The 18,635-nt window shown below is 63.0% G+C and carries 13 protein-coding genes and 1 tRNA gene; 8 read left to right on the top strand and 6 right to left on the bottom strand.

Annotation, left to right across the window (positions count from 1 at the left end; genetic code table 11):
• Positions 1–145 precede the first annotated feature (145 nt).
• A complete protein-coding gene (locus tag P6U30_RS19115) occupies positions 146–1,081 on the top strand; it encodes an alpha/beta fold hydrolase (RefSeq protein ID WP_407164473.1) in 936 nt (311 codons plus the stop codon).
• Between the two features lie 18 nt (positions 1,082–1,099).
• On the opposite strand, the gene P6U30_RS19110 is transcribed toward P6U30_RS19115, so the two are convergent.
• A complete protein-coding gene (locus tag P6U30_RS19110; RefSeq protein ID WP_407164471.1) occupies positions 1,100–2,026 on the bottom strand; it encodes a septal ring lytic transglycosylase RlpA family protein in 927 nt (308 codons plus the stop codon).
• Between the two features lie 736 nt (positions 2,027–2,762).
• Here P6U30_RS19110 and P6U30_RS19105 point away from each other — a divergent pair.
• From P6U30_RS19105 to P6U30_RS19090, 4 genes are all read left to right on the top strand, one after another.
• Positions 2,763–2,852: transfer RNA gene (locus tag P6U30_RS19105), tRNA-Ser, on the top strand.
• Positions 2,853–3,659: 807 nt separating this feature from the next.
• On the top strand, positions 3,660–5,597 hold the full coding sequence (locus tag P6U30_RS19100; protein ID WP_407164469.1) for a PAS domain S-box protein: 1,938 nt from the start codon (positions 3,660–3,662) through the stop codon (positions 5,595–5,597).
• Positions 5,513–6,007 (top strand): sensor histidine kinase, encoded by a 495-nt coding sequence (locus P6U30_RS19095; RefSeq protein ID WP_407164468.1) that lies wholly within the window; start codon positions 5,513–5,515, stop codon positions 6,005–6,007. The genes P6U30_RS19100 and P6U30_RS19095 overlap by 85 nt, the downstream gene beginning before the upstream one ends.
• Before the next feature lie 293 nt (positions 6,008–6,300).
• Entirely contained in the window at positions 6,301–6,558 is a 258-nt protein-coding gene (locus P6U30_RS19090; RefSeq protein ID WP_407146161.1) for a hypothetical protein, read from the top strand.
• 109 nt (positions 6,559–6,667) lie between these two features.
• Here P6U30_RS19090 and P6U30_RS19085 read toward each other — a convergent pair whose 3' ends face one another.
• The 4 genes from P6U30_RS19085 to P6U30_RS19070 form a co-directional block, all read right to left on the bottom strand.
• Positions 6,668–8,191, bottom strand: a complete 1,524-nt coding sequence (locus P6U30_RS19085; protein ID WP_407170486.1) for an HWE histidine kinase domain-containing protein — start codon at positions 8,189–8,191, stop codon at positions 6,668–6,670.
• A 16-nt stretch (positions 8,192–8,207) separates the two neighbouring features.
• Complete coding sequence (locus tag P6U30_RS19080; RefSeq protein WP_407164466.1) at positions 8,208–14,492, bottom strand: HAMP domain-containing protein; 6,285 nt, start codon at positions 14,490–14,492, stop codon at positions 8,208–8,210.
• A 199-nt stretch (positions 14,493–14,691) separates the two neighbouring features.
• Positions 14,692–14,919 (bottom strand): hypothetical protein, encoded by a 228-nt coding sequence (locus tag P6U30_RS19075; RefSeq protein WP_407146159.1) that lies wholly within the window; start codon positions 14,917–14,919, stop codon positions 14,692–14,694.
• A 113-nt stretch (positions 14,920–15,032) separates the two neighbouring features.
• Positions 15,033–15,335 carry a hypothetical protein gene (locus tag P6U30_RS19070; RefSeq protein WP_407164465.1) on the bottom strand — a complete coding sequence of 101 codons (303 nt, stop codon included), beginning with the start codon at positions 15,333–15,335 and terminating at the stop codon, positions 15,033–15,035.
• 62 nt (positions 15,336–15,397) lie between these two features.
• On the opposite strand from P6U30_RS19070, the gene P6U30_RS19065 reads away from it, so the two are divergent.
• Together P6U30_RS19065 and P6U30_RS19060 are read left to right on the top strand one after the other, a co-directional pair.
• On the top strand, positions 15,398–15,598 hold the full coding sequence (locus P6U30_RS19065; protein ID WP_407164463.1) for a DUF3072 domain-containing protein: 201 nt from the start codon (positions 15,398–15,400) through the stop codon (positions 15,596–15,598).
• 89 nt (positions 15,599–15,687) lie between these two features.
• Entirely contained in the window at positions 15,688–15,942 is a 255-nt protein-coding gene (locus P6U30_RS19060; protein ID WP_407164461.1) for a hypothetical protein, read from the top strand.
• A gap of 172 nt (positions 15,943–16,114) precedes the next feature.
• Here the strand turns inward: P6U30_RS19060 and P6U30_RS19055 are convergent, their stop codons facing one another.
• Entirely contained in the window at positions 16,115–16,372 is a 258-nt protein-coding gene (locus P6U30_RS19055) for a hypothetical protein (protein WP_280971558.1), read from the bottom strand.
• A gap of 111 nt (positions 16,373–16,483) precedes the next feature.
• Between P6U30_RS19055 and P6U30_RS19050 the strand changes: the two genes are divergently transcribed.
• Positions 16,484–18,553: an ATP-dependent helicase gene (locus P6U30_RS19050; RefSeq protein WP_407164459.1), complete on the top strand. Its 2,070-nt coding sequence runs from the start codon at positions 16,484–16,486 to the stop codon at positions 18,551–18,553.
• Positions 18,554–18,635 lie beyond the last annotated feature (82 nt).

Raw genomic sequence — 18,635 nt, 5'->3', positions numbered from 1 at the left:
GACTGCGTTCTAACAATTGGAAGTACCGCAAACAACTGAGGTTTTCGCGCCTGTGCACGTCGGCCGGATTGCCGCTCGCGGTGAACCTGCTTATCGTTGGAACCGGCTCACCTCACCCACAACCGGCAAACGAGGCGGAAACGCGATGCAGTCCTCCCACACCATTTCCGCCAACGGTATCGACATGTTTGTGCGCGAGGCGGGACAAGGTCCGCTCGTCGTGCTCTGCCACGGCTGGCCGGAACTGTCCTACTCCTGGCGGCACCAGATCGAGGCTCTGGCTGCTGCCGGCTTTCGCGTCGCCGCCCCTGACATGCGCGGCTTCGGCCGGACCAGCGCGCCGGCCGATATCGATGCCTATACGATCTTCGATACCGTCGGCGACATGGTCGCGCTGGTCGCCGCCCTGGGCGAGAAGCAGGCCATGATCGTCGGCCACGACTGGGGTGCACCGGTGGCCTGGCATGCGGCGTTGTTTCGGCCGGACATCTTCAGCAAGGTCGCCGGCCTCAGCGTTCCGCCCCCGTTCCGGGGACGGGGGCGCCCGCTTGAGACCCTGCGCCAGAGTGGCATCACCAACTTCTATTGGCAGTATTTCCAGCCGCCCGGCGTGGCGGAGGCCGAATTCGAGCGCGATATCGCCGACACCATGCGCCAGATCCTCGGGCGCGGCGTGTCCGACCCCAATTCGATGTTCGTCGACGAGGTCAAAGGATTCCTAGGCAACCTGCCGTCCGGGAAGCCGCTGCCGAATTGGCTCACCGAGGCCGACATCGCGGAGTTCGCGGCGGGCTACGCCGTGTCCGGCTTTCGTGGCGGGCTGAACTGGTATCGCAATCTCGACCGCAACTGGGAGCTGACCGCGCCCTGGCAGGACGCGCAGATCCGCCAGCCGTCGCTGTTCATCGCCGGCTCGAACGATTCCGTGATCACCGGACTGATCGGCGCCAAACGCGTCGCCGACATGGAGCGCGTGCTGCCGAACCTGAAGCAGAAGCTCATTATCGAGGGTGCCGGTCACTGGATCCAGCAGGAGCGGCCCGACGAAGTCAATCAGGCGCTGATTGCGTTTCTCAGATAATCCGGCGAAGCGCTTGATTCAGTAGAGACCGCGCCCGCTCAGCACTTCGGCCGGTCCTCGCGCGTCGATCGGCACATAGGACGGCGTCGGGCTCGCGGCATAGCGGGCATCGGCCTGATAGGACACTTCCCGCGGATTGTTCAGAGTGCGGCCGCGCGAGCGGCTCGAGCCTGAGATTTCAGAGGTGGCGCTGGTCGACGCATAGTCGGCCGAGGTGTTACCGAGGCTGTAGGGTCGCCCTTCCGGCAGCGGGACATCGCCGCGGACGCGGCCGGCCGAGGACGACATGTCAGGCACGAACGACCGTGCTGAAGCGACCCGCACCAGCGACGGTGCGGGGGCCGGTGTTCCCGTGCGCAAGGTCGCGATCAGTTGCCGGTCATCCGACCCTTCGAGCGGCGCGCGGCCGACATATTCAACGCGGACACGAGCCGTGCCGTTTCCTTTGAATTCAAGGAGTTCGGCGGCCTTGTTCGACACGTCTATGAGGCGATTGCCGTGATATGGGCCCCGGTCATTGACGCGAACGATGAGCGATCTGCCGTTGCTCAGATTGGTGACGCGGGCGTAGCACGGCATCGGCAGGGTTGGATGCGCCGCCGTCAGCGACGCCATATCGAATACCTCGCCATTGGCGGTCAGGCGGCCATGGAAGTCATCGCCATACCAGGACGCGATGCCCTCGGCGCGGTAGTTGACATTCTCCTCGGGCACATAGGTGCGGCCGGCGACGACATAGGGCTTGCCGACCCGGTAGGTGCCGCCGCCCTTCGGCACAGGTTCACCGAACGCCACGACACGCGGGCTCGATGATACGCCGTATCTGGGATCAATGCGGCTTGCGAATTTGTTCGACGCCGCGCAGTTGGCAAGGACGAGGCACGCTGCCACCGCAACAGCGCTGCGCGCCGTCCGGACGATCGAATCTGGCCGTGTGATCCCCATCTGCCCCAAGTACCATTTTGCCGGACCCGCACCTACTGCGAGAGGTCGGAGTCCCCATCGTCACGATGCGGCTCACCTCCGCACCGGATGGTGAAGATATCGCAACCGGAACAAGGCGGAAATGGGGAGAGCCACCCTGTGGTGAACGATTGGTTGCGCGCTCGTCCGTGGATCTACGGAGCTGCGGATGAGCCCAACACGCTCGGCTGTCCCGGTATCAGACATACTGTTGCAGCAAATCATCAGTCCGGTCCGATCTTCGATTCCAACAATTGAATCTTTTTGACTGTGCAAGGTTGCAATCGTTCTCTCTCGCGTGTGGGGCGCAAAGGAAGTTTGCGATGATCGAGACGGTTACGGCGGTTATGGCCTTGGTGAGTGCAGCCATCTTCTTGGCTCATGCCGTGGAAGGCTATCGGTATCGGGCCTGAAGGTCCGTTGAAGTGGAAGGACGCATCACCTCTTTCCAGGAGCGACGGTTCGGAAAGCTTTAATCAATTCGGATGAGCATCGAGTCACAGGCAGGTGTATCATGCGTAATCACGATTTGGTCTCCGACGGGTTTCTGACGCTGACTGCGGCGAGCCTCGTCTTGCTGTGCTCGAGCTTGCTGGCTTTCGCGCTGAACTGAAGCATCAAGCCCATCAACCATTCGGCGCCCAAGCGTCCTTGCAGGCGGCGCCCTAACCCCTTCCCCGACCCGCATCACTTTGCTATGCCGCTCGCATCCGCGGATGGAAGGGTGGCCGAGTGGTTTAAGGCACCGGTCTTGAAAACCGGCGTGCCCGCAAGGGTACCGTGGGTTCGAATCCCACCCCTTCCGCCAGTGCAGTGTTTTCCGTTGTTCTCCACTATTCGGAATCCCCGGTTAAGCCAGCGGAGGATGGTTTTATTGGAGGATCACGTGGCCGGAAAAACTCAAGCCGCTCGACGTTGAGCGCGAAACCAAAAGCTCGAAAAGCGTCGCGCTTTGATGAAGGATTGGGCCAACTTCGTCACCGAAGCGAACGTTGTCCGGGTCAGAGTGGCAGAACTCTCCAAACCACCTTGGCCGGCCCAGAGCCCGCCGCTGGCGGGCTCGTCGGTCTCGGAGTCGATGCGGCGAGATGTGCATCTGAATAGGAAGCGGATCCGCTAGGTAGACGGCGATTCCGCCGTCATGATCACGCTCGTTCTGCCGTTCAAGACAGCCGCAAAGCTGAGCTGCGCTCCCTCCATAGCGTTCCCTCACTTGGTAGCATCACCACCGGAACTCGACATTAGTTCTTGTTAGTTCTTGTTGTGTTCCGGTGTATGGGCGACCAACCGATCTCGTCAAAACGGGCACGGCGGAATGCCGCGCACGAACCGATCTCCAATGGGAACCGCCAAACGACGATTGGAGCGAGCTATGAACTTCGCCGCAGCACGCGCGTTTCCCTGAAGCTCAGCCCGGACGCGGCATGCAAAGTTCGGCGCGGCGATGAGTAGACGTCTTCAATGCGCGAATGCATGTCAATGACACAACGCTAGATGTTAGGGGCGCTTCAGGCTCAAACCTCGTGCCGTTCTCAGGTGTCCGCCGGATTCGAATAATAGCAGAATCCCGAGCCTAGACATCTTCCCGAGTTTGACGAAGCACTGGAGGGACCGAATGCCTTCCATAAGTTACATTGAGCCCCCCGGCAGCAACCGTACTGCCGAGACGGAGTTGTTGGCATATCGCCTTCGTCAGCAAACCTTAGTCGCCGAGTTCGGTCATTACGCAGTACGAAGCGCCGAAATCGACGCACTCTTGCAGCGTGCGACTGAACTGTGCGCGCAAGGTGTGGATGCCCGGTTCGCCAAGGCTCTCGAGTGGTTGCCGCAAGAGAACCGGCTACTAGTTCGGGCAGGCGTGGGCTGGGCAGAGGGCGTGGTTGGGACAGCAACCATTGGCGCCGATCGCGAAACCCCGGCAGGCTTTGCGCTCCAAACCGGCCAACCCGTCATCTGCAACCATCTTGCGCAAGAGACGCGCTTCCGCACACCGCGCCTTCTCCTCGATCACGGCGTGAAGCGTGCGATCAACGTCGTCGTGCGGGGCCTGGAGAAGGGGCAGCCTTTCGGCATTCTGGCAGTGGATAGCCCTTTCGAAGGGCGCTTCGACGAAGCCGACATCGCCTTCGTGCAAGGCTTCGCCAATCTGCTCGGTGTTGCAATCGAGCGGATCCGCGTCAAGGAAGAGCGGGACAGCGCGGCCGCCCATCTTCATCTGGAGCGGAATCGCCTAAGAGCCGTGCTTGATGCCTTGCCCGTCGGCGTGCTCATCGCCGACAAAGCTGGCCGCGTCGTCGACTCCAATGCATTCGTAGCGCGGATCTGGGGCGGTGCGTCGCCCTTGCAGGAACATCTGGGAGACTATGGGCGATACAAGGCGTGGTGGGGCGATACTGGCCGTCCAGTCGCCGCGGACGAGTGGCCACTTGCGCGCGCAATCCGACATGGCGAAATCTCCGTCGGCAAGGTGCTGGACATCGAGCGGTTCGACGGCACACGCGGCACGATTCTGAAATCCGCAGCCCCGGTGCGTGACGCCGAGGGCCGGATCGTGGGCGGCGTCGTTGCGATTCAGGACCTCACCGAGCGGCGGCAGATGGAAGCCGCCCTGCGCGAAAGCGAGGAAAGTATACGACTCATCATCGAGAGCGTGCGGGACTACGCGATCTTTACCCTGGACACAACGGGTCGGATCGCGAGTTGGAACGCCGGTGCCGCAGCGGTCTTTGGCTGGCCTGAGGCCGAAATCATCGGGCAGTCCGCGGCCGTGCTGTTCACGCCAGAAGACCGCCAAGCGCGCGTTTTGGAATCGGAGCTTGACAGGACCTTCGAGCAAGGCCGTGCCGCCAGCGAGCGCTGGCTCCTTCGAAAGGATGGGAGCGGCATTTTTGTCAGCGAAACGGTGCGTCCGCTGCATGACACGAATGGCCGAGTGCGCGGCGCGGTCAAGGTAGCGCAGGATGAGACGGAGCGGCGGAAGACGGAAGATGCGTTGCGCCGTAGCGAGGAGAACTTTCGTACCCTAGCGAACTCGATCCCGCAGCTCGCCTGGATGGCGAACGCCGACGGCTGGATCTTCTGGTATAACGACCGCTGGTTCGCCTACACCGGCACCACGCTTGAGCAAATGGAAGGCTGGGGTTGGCGCAAGGTCCATCATCCCGAGCATGTCGATGGCGTAGTCGAGCGCATCACACGCGCGTGGCAAACGGGTGAACCTTGGGAAGATACCTTCCCGTTACGTGGAAAGGACGGGAAATACCGTTGGTTTCTCTCCCGCGCCCTGCCGATCCGGGACAACGAGGGCCACGTCGTCCGGTGGTTCGGCACCAACACAGATGTAACCGAGCAGCGGGAGGCGGAGGAACGTCAAGCCCTGCTGACGCGTGAGCTGAGCCATAGGGTCAAGAACAGTCTCGCGCTTGTAGCCTGCTCCGCCTGCAGGCCAGAGACACCAAGCACGAAGAAGTGCGCCGCGCCATCGAAGATGCCCAGGCGCGCATTGACACGATCGCGCGGGTCCACGACCATCTATGGCAACGCAATGAGGTGACAACCGTCGACCTCGCGGAATTCCTCGCAAGCTTGTGCTCTGGCCTCCGATCGACTGCCTTGCGCCATCGCCTTGTCTATCAGGCAGAAGCGGCCCCTACCGTATCAATTGACCGCGCTATTCCGGTTGGGCTCCTCGTCAACGAGCTTGTGACGAACGCCTTCAAGTATGCCTACCCTGCAGGCGCCGGCGGCGAAGTCCGCGTCATCTTGAGTCAACCGGATTCGGACCGCATCTGTGTTGAAGTGTCCGACCACGGTCAGGGGTTACCCGCGGGATTTGATTTGGGGCTACCGACCGCCAGCCTTGGCATGCGGATGATCGACGCCGTGACGCGGCAACTCGGCGGCCGCCTGCAGGCGCTATCAGCCGAGCCCGGCGCTCGATTCGTGCTCGATATCGGCCGCTAATCGGAAGAATGAGTGATGGCAGCAAACGCCATCATGATTTCCTCGACTTGTGTCGCGGAGGCGGCATCTCAAGCGCGTCGACGTCGCCCCCAGCCGTCGTTTGGTCCGCTCCGGGGGTGAGCCGTAGTTGTCGTTCTGGCATGGCCTTCGCGCTTGGCCACGGCGGGTTCCCTGCGACTTCTCGCAGCAGCATCTCTCGAACCACAATTCCCGCAGGCCGGACCATGTTGGCTGGTGACAGCCCCCACCCGGCTTGCGTTAGAATGTCGCGCCGGTGCACGGGAGGTGTGGCGATGCCGCGGAAGGGAATTACCGGACACGACGATTGGGTGGTTACCGAGGCCCTGGCCACAGCGCTTGTCGCGCTCGAGCAGCTTCCGTCGAAGCATCAGCCCCGCGCACATATGGAGGATGTTCGGAAGCTTCTGACCGCCAAGTGCGAACCTGGTGCCGTTACCCTGCATCTTGCGCAGGCCAAGTGCAGGCTGTTTCCCGACACCGATCCTCTGACCATCTATGAGCAATTCGGCCTCAAGGACGGACAAGGCTAGCCGCCGGGCGCGCCGTTATGCGCGTGTGCCCTAACGTGCCGCTGCCGTCGTCCGACGCAAGCCGCTATCGCGCTCGCTGACGGCTTCCAACTGAACGTCCGTGGGCACCTCACCTCACAATCGCGCGGATATTGGTTTGTCCGACCTGCGACTGAACGGCAGGTTTGCGATCCTGGTCCGACATTTCGCGGAAAGCCTGGGATTCGGGCGAGAAGACTGGTCGCAATGGAACGGTCAGGCGACAGATCAGGCCCTCTGCCCGCCAGTCGAAATCGGCCCGACCGCCGAGCTGGGTCTCGATACTGGCGATCACGCTGCGGGTTCCGAATCCCTTCTGCTTCGGTTTGGTCACCTTGGGGCCGCCGGATTCCACCCACGCCAGGATCAGCGTGTCGTCCTGTACTTCCCAAGTAATCGCGAGCCGGCCCAATAGCACCGACAGGCTGCCATATTTGGCGGAATTGGTGACGAGCTCATGTAGTGCGAGCGCCAGCGTTTGCGCGGTCGCAGGCTGCAACTGCACCTCGCCGCCCTCGATCTGGATCTGCCCGGCTTCGGCATAGGGCGCGATCTCCTCGGTCACCAGCCGCCGGATCTCCGCTCCCTGCCAGCTCGACAGCGACAGTACGGTGTGAACCCGCGCGAGCGCGGTGATGCGCCCCTCAACCGCCCGTACGTAGGCGCTCACGTTCTGCGCGCGCGTCAGTCGCACGATCGATTGCGCCAGCGCCAGCGCATTCTTGGCGCGGTGATCGACCTCGCGGGTCAGCAGATTCTGGCGCTCCTCGGCGCGCTTGCGGTCGGTGATGTCGACAGTGACTCCGCTGACCCGTAGCACGCGACCGTGCCGATCGCTGGTGGCCGCTGCGGTGCCGACGCACCAGCGCACTTCGCCGTCCGGCCGCAAGACGCGGAATTCGGCTTCATATGAGGTCTGCCCCTTGCCGAAGCCTTCCCACGCTTGCCGAAGTTCGTCGACGTCCTCGGGGTGAAACAGTCCCTGGATATTCTCGGAAGTGAGTTCAAAGGACTTCGGATCGACACCGAAGATCTTGTACTGGCCCTCGTCCCACATCCAGTCGCCGTTGACCCAATCCCAGTCCCATGACCCCATCTTGCCCGCGGCAATCGCCATGCTGCGGCGCTGCTCGCTTTCGACCAGCCGCGCGGTCGACTGCTCGAGCTCGGCGGTCCGCGCACGCACCCGGTCCTCGAGCTCGGCATTGAGGCGCTCAAGCTGCCGCGTCTTGCGGTAGAGCTCGGCGAACACGCGGATCTTTGCGCGCAGCACCTCCGGTACGACAGGCACCGGCACGTAGTCGACGGCGCCCATTTCGTAGCCGCGGAGCCGGTCGAAATCGCTGACCTGGATCGCTGAGATGAAGATCATCGCCGTCTTCTGGAAGCGCGGATGATCGCGGATCATCGCCGCTAGCTCGAAGCCGTCGAGCTCGGGCATGCAAACGTCGACCAGGATGACCGCGACCTCGTTCTTGAGCAGGAATTCAAGCGCCTCGCGGCCCGACGATACGGTAACCAGATTCTCGCCAAGCTCCTTCAGGATGACCTCGTAGGCCAGCAGCTTCGCCGGCTGATCGTCGACCAGAAGAATGTTTATCTTTTCTTGGTCCATCATTTTCGAGCGCCGATCAGCGGTGCAGCCACATGCGGATCGCGAGCAGCAATTGTTCGGTATTGACGGGTTTTGCCAGATAGTCGGACGCGCCTGCCTCCAGGCATTTTTCGCGGTCGCCCTTCATCGCCTTCGCCGTCAGCGCAATGATCGGCAGCCGCGCGAAGGCGGGGTTTTGTCTGATCGCACCGATGGTCTGGTAACCGTCCATCTGCGGCATCATGATGTCCATGAGCACGATCGCGATCTTCGGATTCGACTCGACCAGCGAGATTGCCTCGTGACCCGTTGTCGCAGTTAGCACCTTCATACCGCGTCGCTCGAGCACGCTGGAAAGGGCGAAGATGTTGCGGGCGTCGTCGTCGACCAGCAGCGCCGTCTTGCCAATGAGATCCTCATCGGAGCTATTGAGCTTTTCGAGCATCTTCTGTTTGGCCGCGGGCAATTCCGTGATCACACGGTGCAGGAACAGTGACGTTTCATCGAGCAGACGTTCAGGAGATTCCACGCCCTTGACGACGATGCTTCGCGCCATCGTGTGAAGTTCCGCGTCCTCTTCGGCCGAAAGTTCCCGTCCCGTGAACACGACGACCGGAACATTCGAAAGCCTGTCATCCTTACGGATCTGGTCGAGCACCTCGAAACCGCTCATATCAGGCAGTCGCAGGTCGAGCACGACGCAGTCGCACGGACTCTCTCGCAGCGTGGACAATGCCCCCGCTCCGGTGTCGCTGGTCACGATCTCGATGTCTTCGTGCCCGAGCAATTCCTTGATGCTGAGCTGCTCGGCGGCGTTGTCTTCGACAATCAGCAGGCGCTTGCGCCGCGGCTTGGCGTATTCCTTAATCTGCGAGAGCGCAGCGCTGACGCCTTCGGTGGTGGTCGGCTTGTTGACGAAGGAGAAGGCTCCGCGGGCCAGCGCATGCTGCCGATCCTCGTCGAGGGTGATGATCTGCACCGGAATGTGCCGGGTCAGTGGATTGTGCTTGAGCTGGCTCAGCACGGTCCAGCCGAGCATGTCCGGCAGGAACACGTCGAGCGAGACCGCGGCCGGCTGATACTGCTTGGCAAGGTCGAGCGCCTCGGCGCCGCGGCTCGCCACCAGAACCTTGAAGCCCTTGTCCCGCGCCAGGTCGATCAGCACCCGCGCGTAGTGCGGATCGTCCTCGACGATCAGAAGGATCGTGTCACCGGGTTCGAGATTGAGCCGGTCGTCCGGCAACGGCTCGATCGTACGCTCCTGCGAGACCTGCAGCGACGGTGCCGGCGCCGATGGCATCAGCGCGGCCTGTGCCCGCGGCCGAATGGCCGTGCTCGGCCCCGAATATTTCAGCGGCAGATAGAGCGTGAAGGTCGAGCCCTTGCCTGGCGCGCTGCGCAAATGAATTTCGCCGCCGAGCAGGCTTGCGAGCTCGCGACTGATGGCGAGGCCAAGCCCGGTGCCGCCGTATTTGCGGCTGGTGCCCGCATCGGCCTGCTGGAAGGCTTCGAAGATCAGCTTCTGCTTGTCCTGGGGAATGCCGATTCCCGTATCGGACACTTCGAACGCGACTACGGCGGGCGCTGTATTCAGGATCGGATGTTCGGCGCTCCAACCGCCGAGAGCGGCCGACACGGTCAGGCTCACCCCGCCTTCCGCGGTGAACTTGAACGCGTTCGAGAGCAGGTTCTTGAGCACTTGCTGCAACCGCTTGGAGTCAGTCACCATGCTGCGCGCGAGGTTGCCGTCGACGTCGATGCTGAAGGTGAGATGCCGGTTCTCCGCCTCGTGCCGGAACGGCCGCCCGACGGTATCGAGCAGGCTCGACGTGAGAATTTCCTCGGCGTCGACCGTCACGGTGCCGGATTCGATCTTGGAGAGGTCGAGGATGTCGCTGATCAGGTTCAGGAGGTCGGTGCCGGCACCGTGAATGGTGCGGGCGAACTCGACCTGCTTGCCGGTCAGGTTGCCGTCGGGGTTTTCGGTGAGCTGCTGGCCGAGGATCAGGATCGAGTTCAGCGGCGTCCGCAGCTCGTGCGACATGTTCGCAAGAAATTCGGACTTATACTTCGAGGTCAGTGACAGCTCGGTCGCCTTCTCTTCCAGCGCGCGCCGCGCCTGCTCGATCTCCTGGTTCTTGCGCTCGACGTCGACGTTGCGCTCGGCGAGTTGCTGAGCCTTCTGCTCGAGCTGATCGTTGGTCTGCTGCAACTCCTTCTGCTGGGTCTGAAGCTCGGCTGCGAGCTGCTGCGACTGCTTGAGCAGCGCCTCGGTCTGCATCGTCGCCTCGATGCTGTTGAGCACGATGCCGATGCTGTCGGTCAATTGCTCGAGGAAAGTGATCTGCGACGTGGTGAAGGACGAGATGGAGGACAGCTCGATCACGGCCTTGACCTGGTTCTCGAACAGCACCGGGAATACGACCAGGTTCCGCGGCATGATCCGCATCAGGGCGGAATTGACCGGCACGGCGTCGCCGGGAATTTCCGACACAAGGCGCTGGCGCTTGTCGAGAGCGCATTGACCGATCAATCCCTCGCCAAACTGGATGATCTGCGGGTGCGGATTGCTGCTGTCGCTGGCATAGGCCGACAGCAGGCGGAGCTGCGGGTTCTCGGGACTGTCGACCTGGTAGATCACGCCCATATGCGCATTGATCAGCGGCGCCAGCTCGGTCAGCAGCAGGCGACCGACGGTCGCGAGGTCGCGCTGGCCCTGCAGCATGTTGGTGAAGCGCGCTAGGTTGGTCTTCAGCCAGTCCTGCTCGGTATTGCGCTCCGTCGTCAGACGGAGGTTGCCGATCATCGTGTTGATGTTGTCCTTCAGCTCGGCCACCTCGCCGCGGACGTCGACCTGGATCGAACGGGTCAGGTCGCCCTTGGTCACGGCGGTCGCGACTTCCGCGATCGCGCGCACCTGGGAGGTCAGATTGGCCGCGAGCAGGTTGACGTTGCCGGTCAGATCCTTCCAAGTCCCGGCCGCGCCGGGCACGTTAGCCTGACCACCCAGCCGTCCCTCGACCCCGACCTCGCGCGCCACGCTGGTGACCTGCTCGGCGAACGTCGCAAGCGTCTCCGTCATGTTGTTGATGGTGTCGGCAAGCGCGGCTACCTCGCCCTTCGATTTCACCGTCAGGTTCTGCTTTAGGTCGCCATCGGCGACCGCGGTCACCACCTTGACGATCCCGCGCACCTGCTCGGTCAGGTTCGCCGCCATGACGTTGACGGTGTCGGTGAGATCCTTCCAGGTGCCGGCCACGCCGCGCACCTCGGCCTGGCCGCCGAGCTTGCCTTCGGTGCCGACCTCGCGCGCCACGCGCGTCACCTCGCCGGCAAAGGCATTGAGCTGGTCCACCATCGTGTTGATGGTGTTTTTCAGCTCGAGGATTTCGCCCTTCACATCAACCGTGATCTTGCGCGACAGGTCGCCCCGCGCCACCGCGGTAGTCACTTCGGCGATGTTGCGGACCTGCGTGGTCAGGTTCGCCGCCAACAGGTTGACGTTGTCGGTGAGGTCCTTCCAGGTGCCGCCGACGCCGGGCACCACGGCCTGTCCGCCCAGCCGCCCCTCGGTGCCGACTTCGCGCGCCACGCGCGTCACTTCGGCCGCGAACGAGCGTAGCTGCTCGACCATCGTGTTCAGGGTGTCCTTGAGCAGCAGGATCTCGCCGCGCACGTCCACGGTGATCTTCTTCGACAGGTCGCCGCCGGCGATCGCGGTCGCGACCTCGGCGATGTTACGGACCTGCGCGGTCAGGTTCGACGCCATGAAGTTGACGTTGTCGGTGAGATCTTTCCAGGTGCCGGCGACACCGGGCACCTCGGCCTGGCCGCCGAGCTTGCCTTCGGTACCGACCTCGCGCGCCACGCGCGTCACTTCGCCGGCGAAGGCGTTGAGCTGGTCCACCATCGTGTTGATGGTGTTCTTCAGTTCGAGGATTTCACCCTTCACGTCGACCGTGATCTTGCGCGACAGGTCACCGCGCGCAACCGCCGTGGTCACTTCCGCGATGTTGCGGACCTGAGCCGTGAGGTTGCCGGCCATCGAGTTGACGCTGTCGGTCAGATCCTTCCAGGTGCCGGCCACGCCGGGCACGTTGGCCTGGCCGCCCAGGCTGCCGTCGGTGCCGACCTCGCGCGCAACGCGCGTCACCTCGCCGGCGAAGCGGTTGAGCTGGTCGACCATCGTATTCAGCGTTTCCTTGAGCTGAAGGATCTCGCCGCGCACGTCGACCGTGATCTTGCGCGACAGGTCGCCGCCGGCGATCGCGGTCGCGACCTCCGCGATGTTGCGGACCTGTGCCGTCAGGTTGCCGGCCATCGAATTGACGCTATCGGTCAGGTCCTTCCAGGTGCCCGCGACGCCGGGCACCTCGGCCTGGCCGCCGAGCTTGCCGTCGGTGCCGACCTCGCGCGCGACGCGCGTCACCTCACCCGCGAACGCGTTGAGCTGGTCGACCATCGTGTTGAGCGTTTCCTTAAGCTGCAGGATCTCGCCCGACACGTTGACGGTGATCTTCTTCGACAGGTTGCCCTTCGCCACCGCGGTCGCGACCTCAGCGATGTTGCGGACCTGGGCGGTCAGGTTCGACGCCATCGAGTTGACGCTATCGGTCAAATCCTTCCAGGTGCCGGCAACGCCCCTCACCTCGGCCTGACCGCCGAGCTTGCCTTCGGTGCCGACCTCGCGCGCCACGCGCGTCACCTCGCCGGCGAAGGCGTTGAGCTGGTCCACCATGGTGTTGATGGTGTCCTTCAGCTCGAGGATTTCGCCGCGGACGTCGACCGTGATCTTCTTGGACAGGTCGCCGCCCGCGACCGCAGTCGTCACCGCGGCGATGTTGCGGACCTGCGCGGTCAGGTTCGACGCCATCGAATTGACGCTCTCGGTCAGGTCCTTCCAGGTGCCGGCCACGCCTCGGACCTCGGCTTGACCGCCGAGCTTGCCTTCGGTGCCGACCTCGCGCGCCACGCGCGTCACCTCGGAGGCGAAGGCATTGAGCTGATCGACCATCGTGTTCAGCGTTTCCTTCAACTGAAGGATTTCGCCCGACACGTTCACCGTGATCTTCTTCGAAAGATCGCCGCCCGCGATCGCGGTCGCGACATCGGCGATGTTGCGAACCTGCGCGGTCAGGTTTGATGCCATGAAGTTGACATTGTCGGTCAAGTCCTTCCACGTGCCGGCGACGCCGGGCACCTGGGCCTGGCCGCCGAGCTTGCCCTCGGTGCCGACCTCGCGCGCCACACGCGTCACTTCGGAGGCGAAGGAGTTGAGTTGGTCCACCATCGTATTGATGGTGTCCTTGAGCTCCAGGATCTCGCCGCTGACGTCGACCGTGATCTTGCGCGAGAGATCGCCGCGCGCCACCGCAGTGGTCACGTTGGCAATGTTACGCACCTGGGCGGTCAAGTTGCCGCACATCGCGTTGACGGAGTCGGTCAAGTCCTTCCAGGTGCCGGCGACGCCGGGCACGATCGCCTGGCCGCCGAGCTTGCCGTCGGTGCCGACCTCGCGCGCCACGCGCGTCACTTCGGACGCGAAAGAGCGGAGCTGATCGACCATCGTGTTGATGGCCTCCTTGAGCTGCAGGATCTCGCCGCGGACGTCGACGGTGATCTTCTTGGACAGGTCGCCATTGGCGACCGCGATCGTCACTTCGGCGATGTTACGGACCTGGCCGGTCAGATTGTTGGCCATCGAGTTGACGCTCTCGGTCAGGTCTTTCCAGACCCCGGTCACCTCCGGCACCTGGGCCTGGCCGCCGAGCTTGCCCTCGGTGCCGACTTCACGCGCCACACGGGTGACCTCGGAGGTAAACACCGAGAGCTGCTTGATCATCGTGTTGACGATGTTTGCCGACTGCAGGAATTCGCCCCGCAGCGGCCTGCCCTCGACGTCGAGCTGCACGGTTTGCAGCAGGTCGCCCTGCGCCACCGCGGCCACCGCACGCGTCACCTCCCGGGTCGGCCACAGCAGATCGTCGATCAGGCTGTTGACCGAGCCCTCCATGTCGGCCCAGGCGCCACTGGCGAGCCCGAAATTGACGCGCTGGCGGGTCTGTCCCTCGCGGCCGACGACTTGACCGACGCGTGCGAGCTGCTGCGCCATCCGCTCGTTGGCGGCCGCTATTTCGTTAAAGGCGTCGGCGATCTTGCCCTCGATACCGAGATAATCGCCGCGCATCCGAACGGAAAAATCGCCGGCACGCATCGCCTGCAGCGACTGCAGCAGGTCCTGCGAAGACTCGATCTCTCCGTTGGTTGGTTTGGCGCGGCGACCTTCGGTACGGGGGCGTGATGCGGAACCGAGGTCGGTCATGGAATTTCCCCTGCACGCTGGTTGCAAATTCGAAGATTCGCGCGGCCCAGCGGGACCATAAGAATGAGAGCCTGCAATCTAATCAAGCGAGAAAACTGTGATGACCGGGCTTGTGGAGACAACGAACCAAGTCTGTTAATCGCGACGGGAAAATAAAGTTCCTTGGGCCGGGAACTTTTCCTGCCTGCGGCGCCGACTGCTAGCGAGGCGGCCAGGTCCGCCGGACCAGCCGTATCCGCTCGATCCTGCCGCATCTGCTGCAGCGATATTGGAGAATGTCCTTGCCTCGACTGTCGGGATAGCTGGTCTCGAGCCGCATGGTCTTGTTGCAGGCGACGCAGGAAATCAGCGTCAGAAGCGGACTGCGATCGTCATTCATCGATGTCCGCGGAGGCGCGGTCGGATCGGCGATCATTGCGCTGGACAATGCAACGGCATCCCTCATCAACCCGAGAAAATGCCGATCCCGCACGTCAGTTCCCGCCCCGAAGTCTCTTTCGGGCCGGCAGGACCGGTGCACCCCTCGTGTCGTCGCGCAGATCAGGCCCGGACGAGAGGGTTAGGTCCGGATTTACCCTTGTCGAGCTTCGTCTTCACTGCCGGGCGATCCCCGTGGCTCCGGCTCAAGCGTTCGCGAACCGTGGGCAGATGATCGCCGCCGCCGGCAGCTTTCCAACGGCTGATCATCTCGGCCACCTCGGCCCGCATCGCCATCAGCCGATACGACGCCTCGCTACAATCGAGATCACGATTGACCTGCTCCCGGATCGCGGCTTCGACCAGAGTCATTTCAGTGCGCAAAGCGCTGATCTTGCGACGGATTTCATTAATCTTGTTGTCCATGGCTTGTTGGAACAAAAATAGAACATATTGTCAAGTCACGAGATGGCCAACGAGGTGGAAATATGGGCATGGCAGCACTGAGATTTGGTGGGGTCGCAGAGCGCGTCGGCGCACAAATGACCCGCGCCCAAGCGGTCCGATTGAAAAGCCTTGCCGAGGAGGCCTATCAGCCGAAGCAGTACGCGAAAGATCTGACGCGCGAGGAAGCCGAGCGGCGCATCAATGCCCTGACGGCGGAGATCGCGTTGGCCGACTCCTTTTGAGACGCCTGCTTGAGACTCCTGCACTCGACGGCACCCGCCGGCGCAGCTAGAGCTGTTCGCGTTGTTGCCGTCTGCCCGGAGAGCCTCGCGTGCTGGAACTTGAGAAGCGATCACCGCTCGCGTTCCCGATCGCGTTGAAAGACGGCCGGATGTTGGAGACCGTCGGCGACGCCGCTGATTACCTGTCCAAGCTGCATTCGGACCAACGCGAGCGCCCGCATTGGAAGATGGTCATCATGATGTTCAACAACGCGATGCGCGAGCCGCGCTACCTGAGAACCGCGACCGTGAATCTCCGGTCGGCGCTTGTGTATGACCGGCTCGTCGACGACACCGGCCTCTGACTGTGGTGTCGCTGCTACAGCCGAATCGATCGCCATTTCGTAAGGGCATTTCCGTTATGGCCGCAAACAAGGTAACGGCGGTACACACCACGGCCTGAGGCTGATCTTGCTTCGGCCGCCATCTGGGGCCGCCGCGGAGGGCCGAGGCGGCCCGTCTCTTTTGTGGATCTATTCAGAGCATCTTGGCGCGGACGAACAGCGCGCGCAGCGCGTTGGTCGCCTGCACCGTCAGCATTGCGTTGCCGGCCGCTTTCTCGAGCGCAACAACGGCATCATCGTGCAGCGAGCGGAATTCCATCCATTCGACGGAGTTGAGATTGGTGATGAAGCGATAGGCCTGGCCGACCGTCGCGAGCGTCACCGTCTCGCCGTTCAGCCTCACCTTGAATGTCGCCTTGAGCGGCGTATCGGATTTGGACGGATCACCCATGGCGCGGTTGTGCAATCTGCTGCGCCAATGTCAATGCAATTTCTTCGCTCCAGGCTGCCACATTGGCCCCAATCGTCACGATGTCTGTTAGCGTCGAGCGGGGGGTGATTCGTGCCTGATCTTGCCAACGCAACCTATCTGGACGCGCTCAATCCCGAGCAGCGCCGCGCGGTCGAGCATGGTGTCGCAGTCGATGGAACCGTCGGACCGCCGCTGTTGGTCATCGCGGGTGCAGGTTCAGGCAAAACCAACACCCTCGCCCACCGCGTGGCGCATCTGATCGTTGCGGGCGCCGACCCACGCCGGATCCTGCTGATGACGTTTTCGCGTCGCGCCGCAGCCGAGATGGCCGCTCGCGTCGAACGCATCGCACGCCGCGTGCTCGGTGACCGGGCCTCGGTGATGACGGATGCGCTGAGCTGGGCCGGCACGTTCCACGGCATCGGTGCACGGCTGCTGCGCGAGTTCGCCGAGCGCATCGGGCTCGATCCTGCGTTCACGATCCACGACCGAGAGGATTCCGCCGACTTGATGAACTTGGTCCGTCATGACCTCGGCTTCTCCAGAACAGAGAGCAGGTTTCCGACCAAGGGCACTTGCCTTGCGATCTATTCGCGCTGCGTGAATGCGGAGTTGCCGATCGATGCGGTGCTCGGCCAATTCTTTCCCTGGTGCGCGGGCTGGTCCAACGAATTGAGGCAACTGTTCGCTGCCTATGTCGAGACCAAGCAGCAGCAGAACGTGCTCGATTACGACGACCTGCTGCTCTACTGGGCGCAGATGGTCACGGAGCCAACTCTGGCGGACGAGATCGGCAACCGCTTCGACCACGTGATGGTCGACGAATATCAGGACACCAACCGCCTGCAGTCCTCGATCCTGCTGGCGCTCAAACCGGGCGGCCGCGGATTGACGGTCGTTGGCGACGACGCGCAGTCGATCTATTCCTTCCGCGCTGCGACCGTGCGCAACATCCTTGATTTTCCAGGCCAGTTCAGCCCGGCGGCCGAGATCGTCACGCTCGATCGCAACTATCGCTCGACCCAACCGATCCTTTCGGCAGCCAACGGCGTGATCTCGCTCGCCAAGGAACGCTTCACCAAGAACCTGTGGACCGACCGAACCGCGACGCGCAAGCCGCTGCTCGTCACCGTCCGCGACGAGGCCGATCAGGCCCGTTACATCGTCGCGCAGGTGCTGGCGACGCGCGAGGAAGGCACGCTCTTGAAGCACCAGGCCGTGCTGTTCAGGACCACCTCGCACAGCGGGCCGCTGGAGGTCGAACTGACCCGCCGTAACATTCCGTTCGTGAAGTTCGGCGGCCTCAAATTCCTCGACGCGGCGCATGTCAAGGACATGCTGGCGCTGCTGCGCTTCGTCGCGAACCCGCGCGACCGTGTTGCGGGATTTCGGATCCTGCATCTGCTGCCCGGCATCGGGCCGGCTTCAGCGCAGCGTGTGCTCGACCGCATGGCGGAAGCGGCCGATCCGGTCGCCGCGCTTGTTTCGCTCCCCGCGCCGCCTCGGGCCGGCGCGGATTGGCGGCTGTTTGTCGAGGCGGTCGAAAACCTCCGCTACTCGGAGTGGCCGGTCGACATCGAGCGAGCGCGCCTATGGTACGAGCCGCATCTCGACCGCATCCACGAGGACAGCGAGGTGCGCCGCGCCGACTTGATTCAGTTGGAGCAGATTGCGGCAGGCTATCCATCGCGCGAACGCTTCCTCACCGAACTGACGCTCGACCCGCCGGATGCGACCAGCGATCAGGCCGGCGTGCCGCTGCTAGACGAGGACTATCTAATCCTGTCGACGATCCACTCGGCCAAAGGCCAGGAGTGGAAGTCCGTTTATGTGCTCAACGTCGTCGATGGCTGCATGCCGTCGGACCTCGGCGCCGGTACATCGGCCGAACTCGAGGAAGAGCGCCGCCTGCTCTATGTCGCCATAACCCGTGCCAAGGACGATCTCCATCTCCTGGTGCCACAGCGGTTCTTCGTCCATGGCCAGGCCGCCAGGGGCGACCGCCACATGTATGCCTCGCGCACCCGATTTATCCCGGAAAGGCTGCTACCGATGTTCGAGCGGACCTCCTGGCCTCGCGCGACCGCTGCGGAACCTTCGTCGGCAAACCGTGCCCCGCCGATCGACATCCGCGCCAAGATGCGTGGAATGTGGCGCTGAGCCGTCGGAAAGAGATTTCAGGAACACGGAACGAACCGGGGCGCCACGGCGTTGAGGCGCTGTTCGTAATCGGCAAACGACC

Origin of the sequence: Bradyrhizobium sp. ORS 111, from assembly GCF_045571485.1 — a bacterium.
Classification (GTDB): domain Bacteria; phylum Pseudomonadota; class Alphaproteobacteria; order Rhizobiales; family Xanthobacteraceae; genus Bradyrhizobium.
Note: the sequence above shows the minus strand (reverse complement) of the source record. Positions and strands in the feature narration are given on the sequence as shown.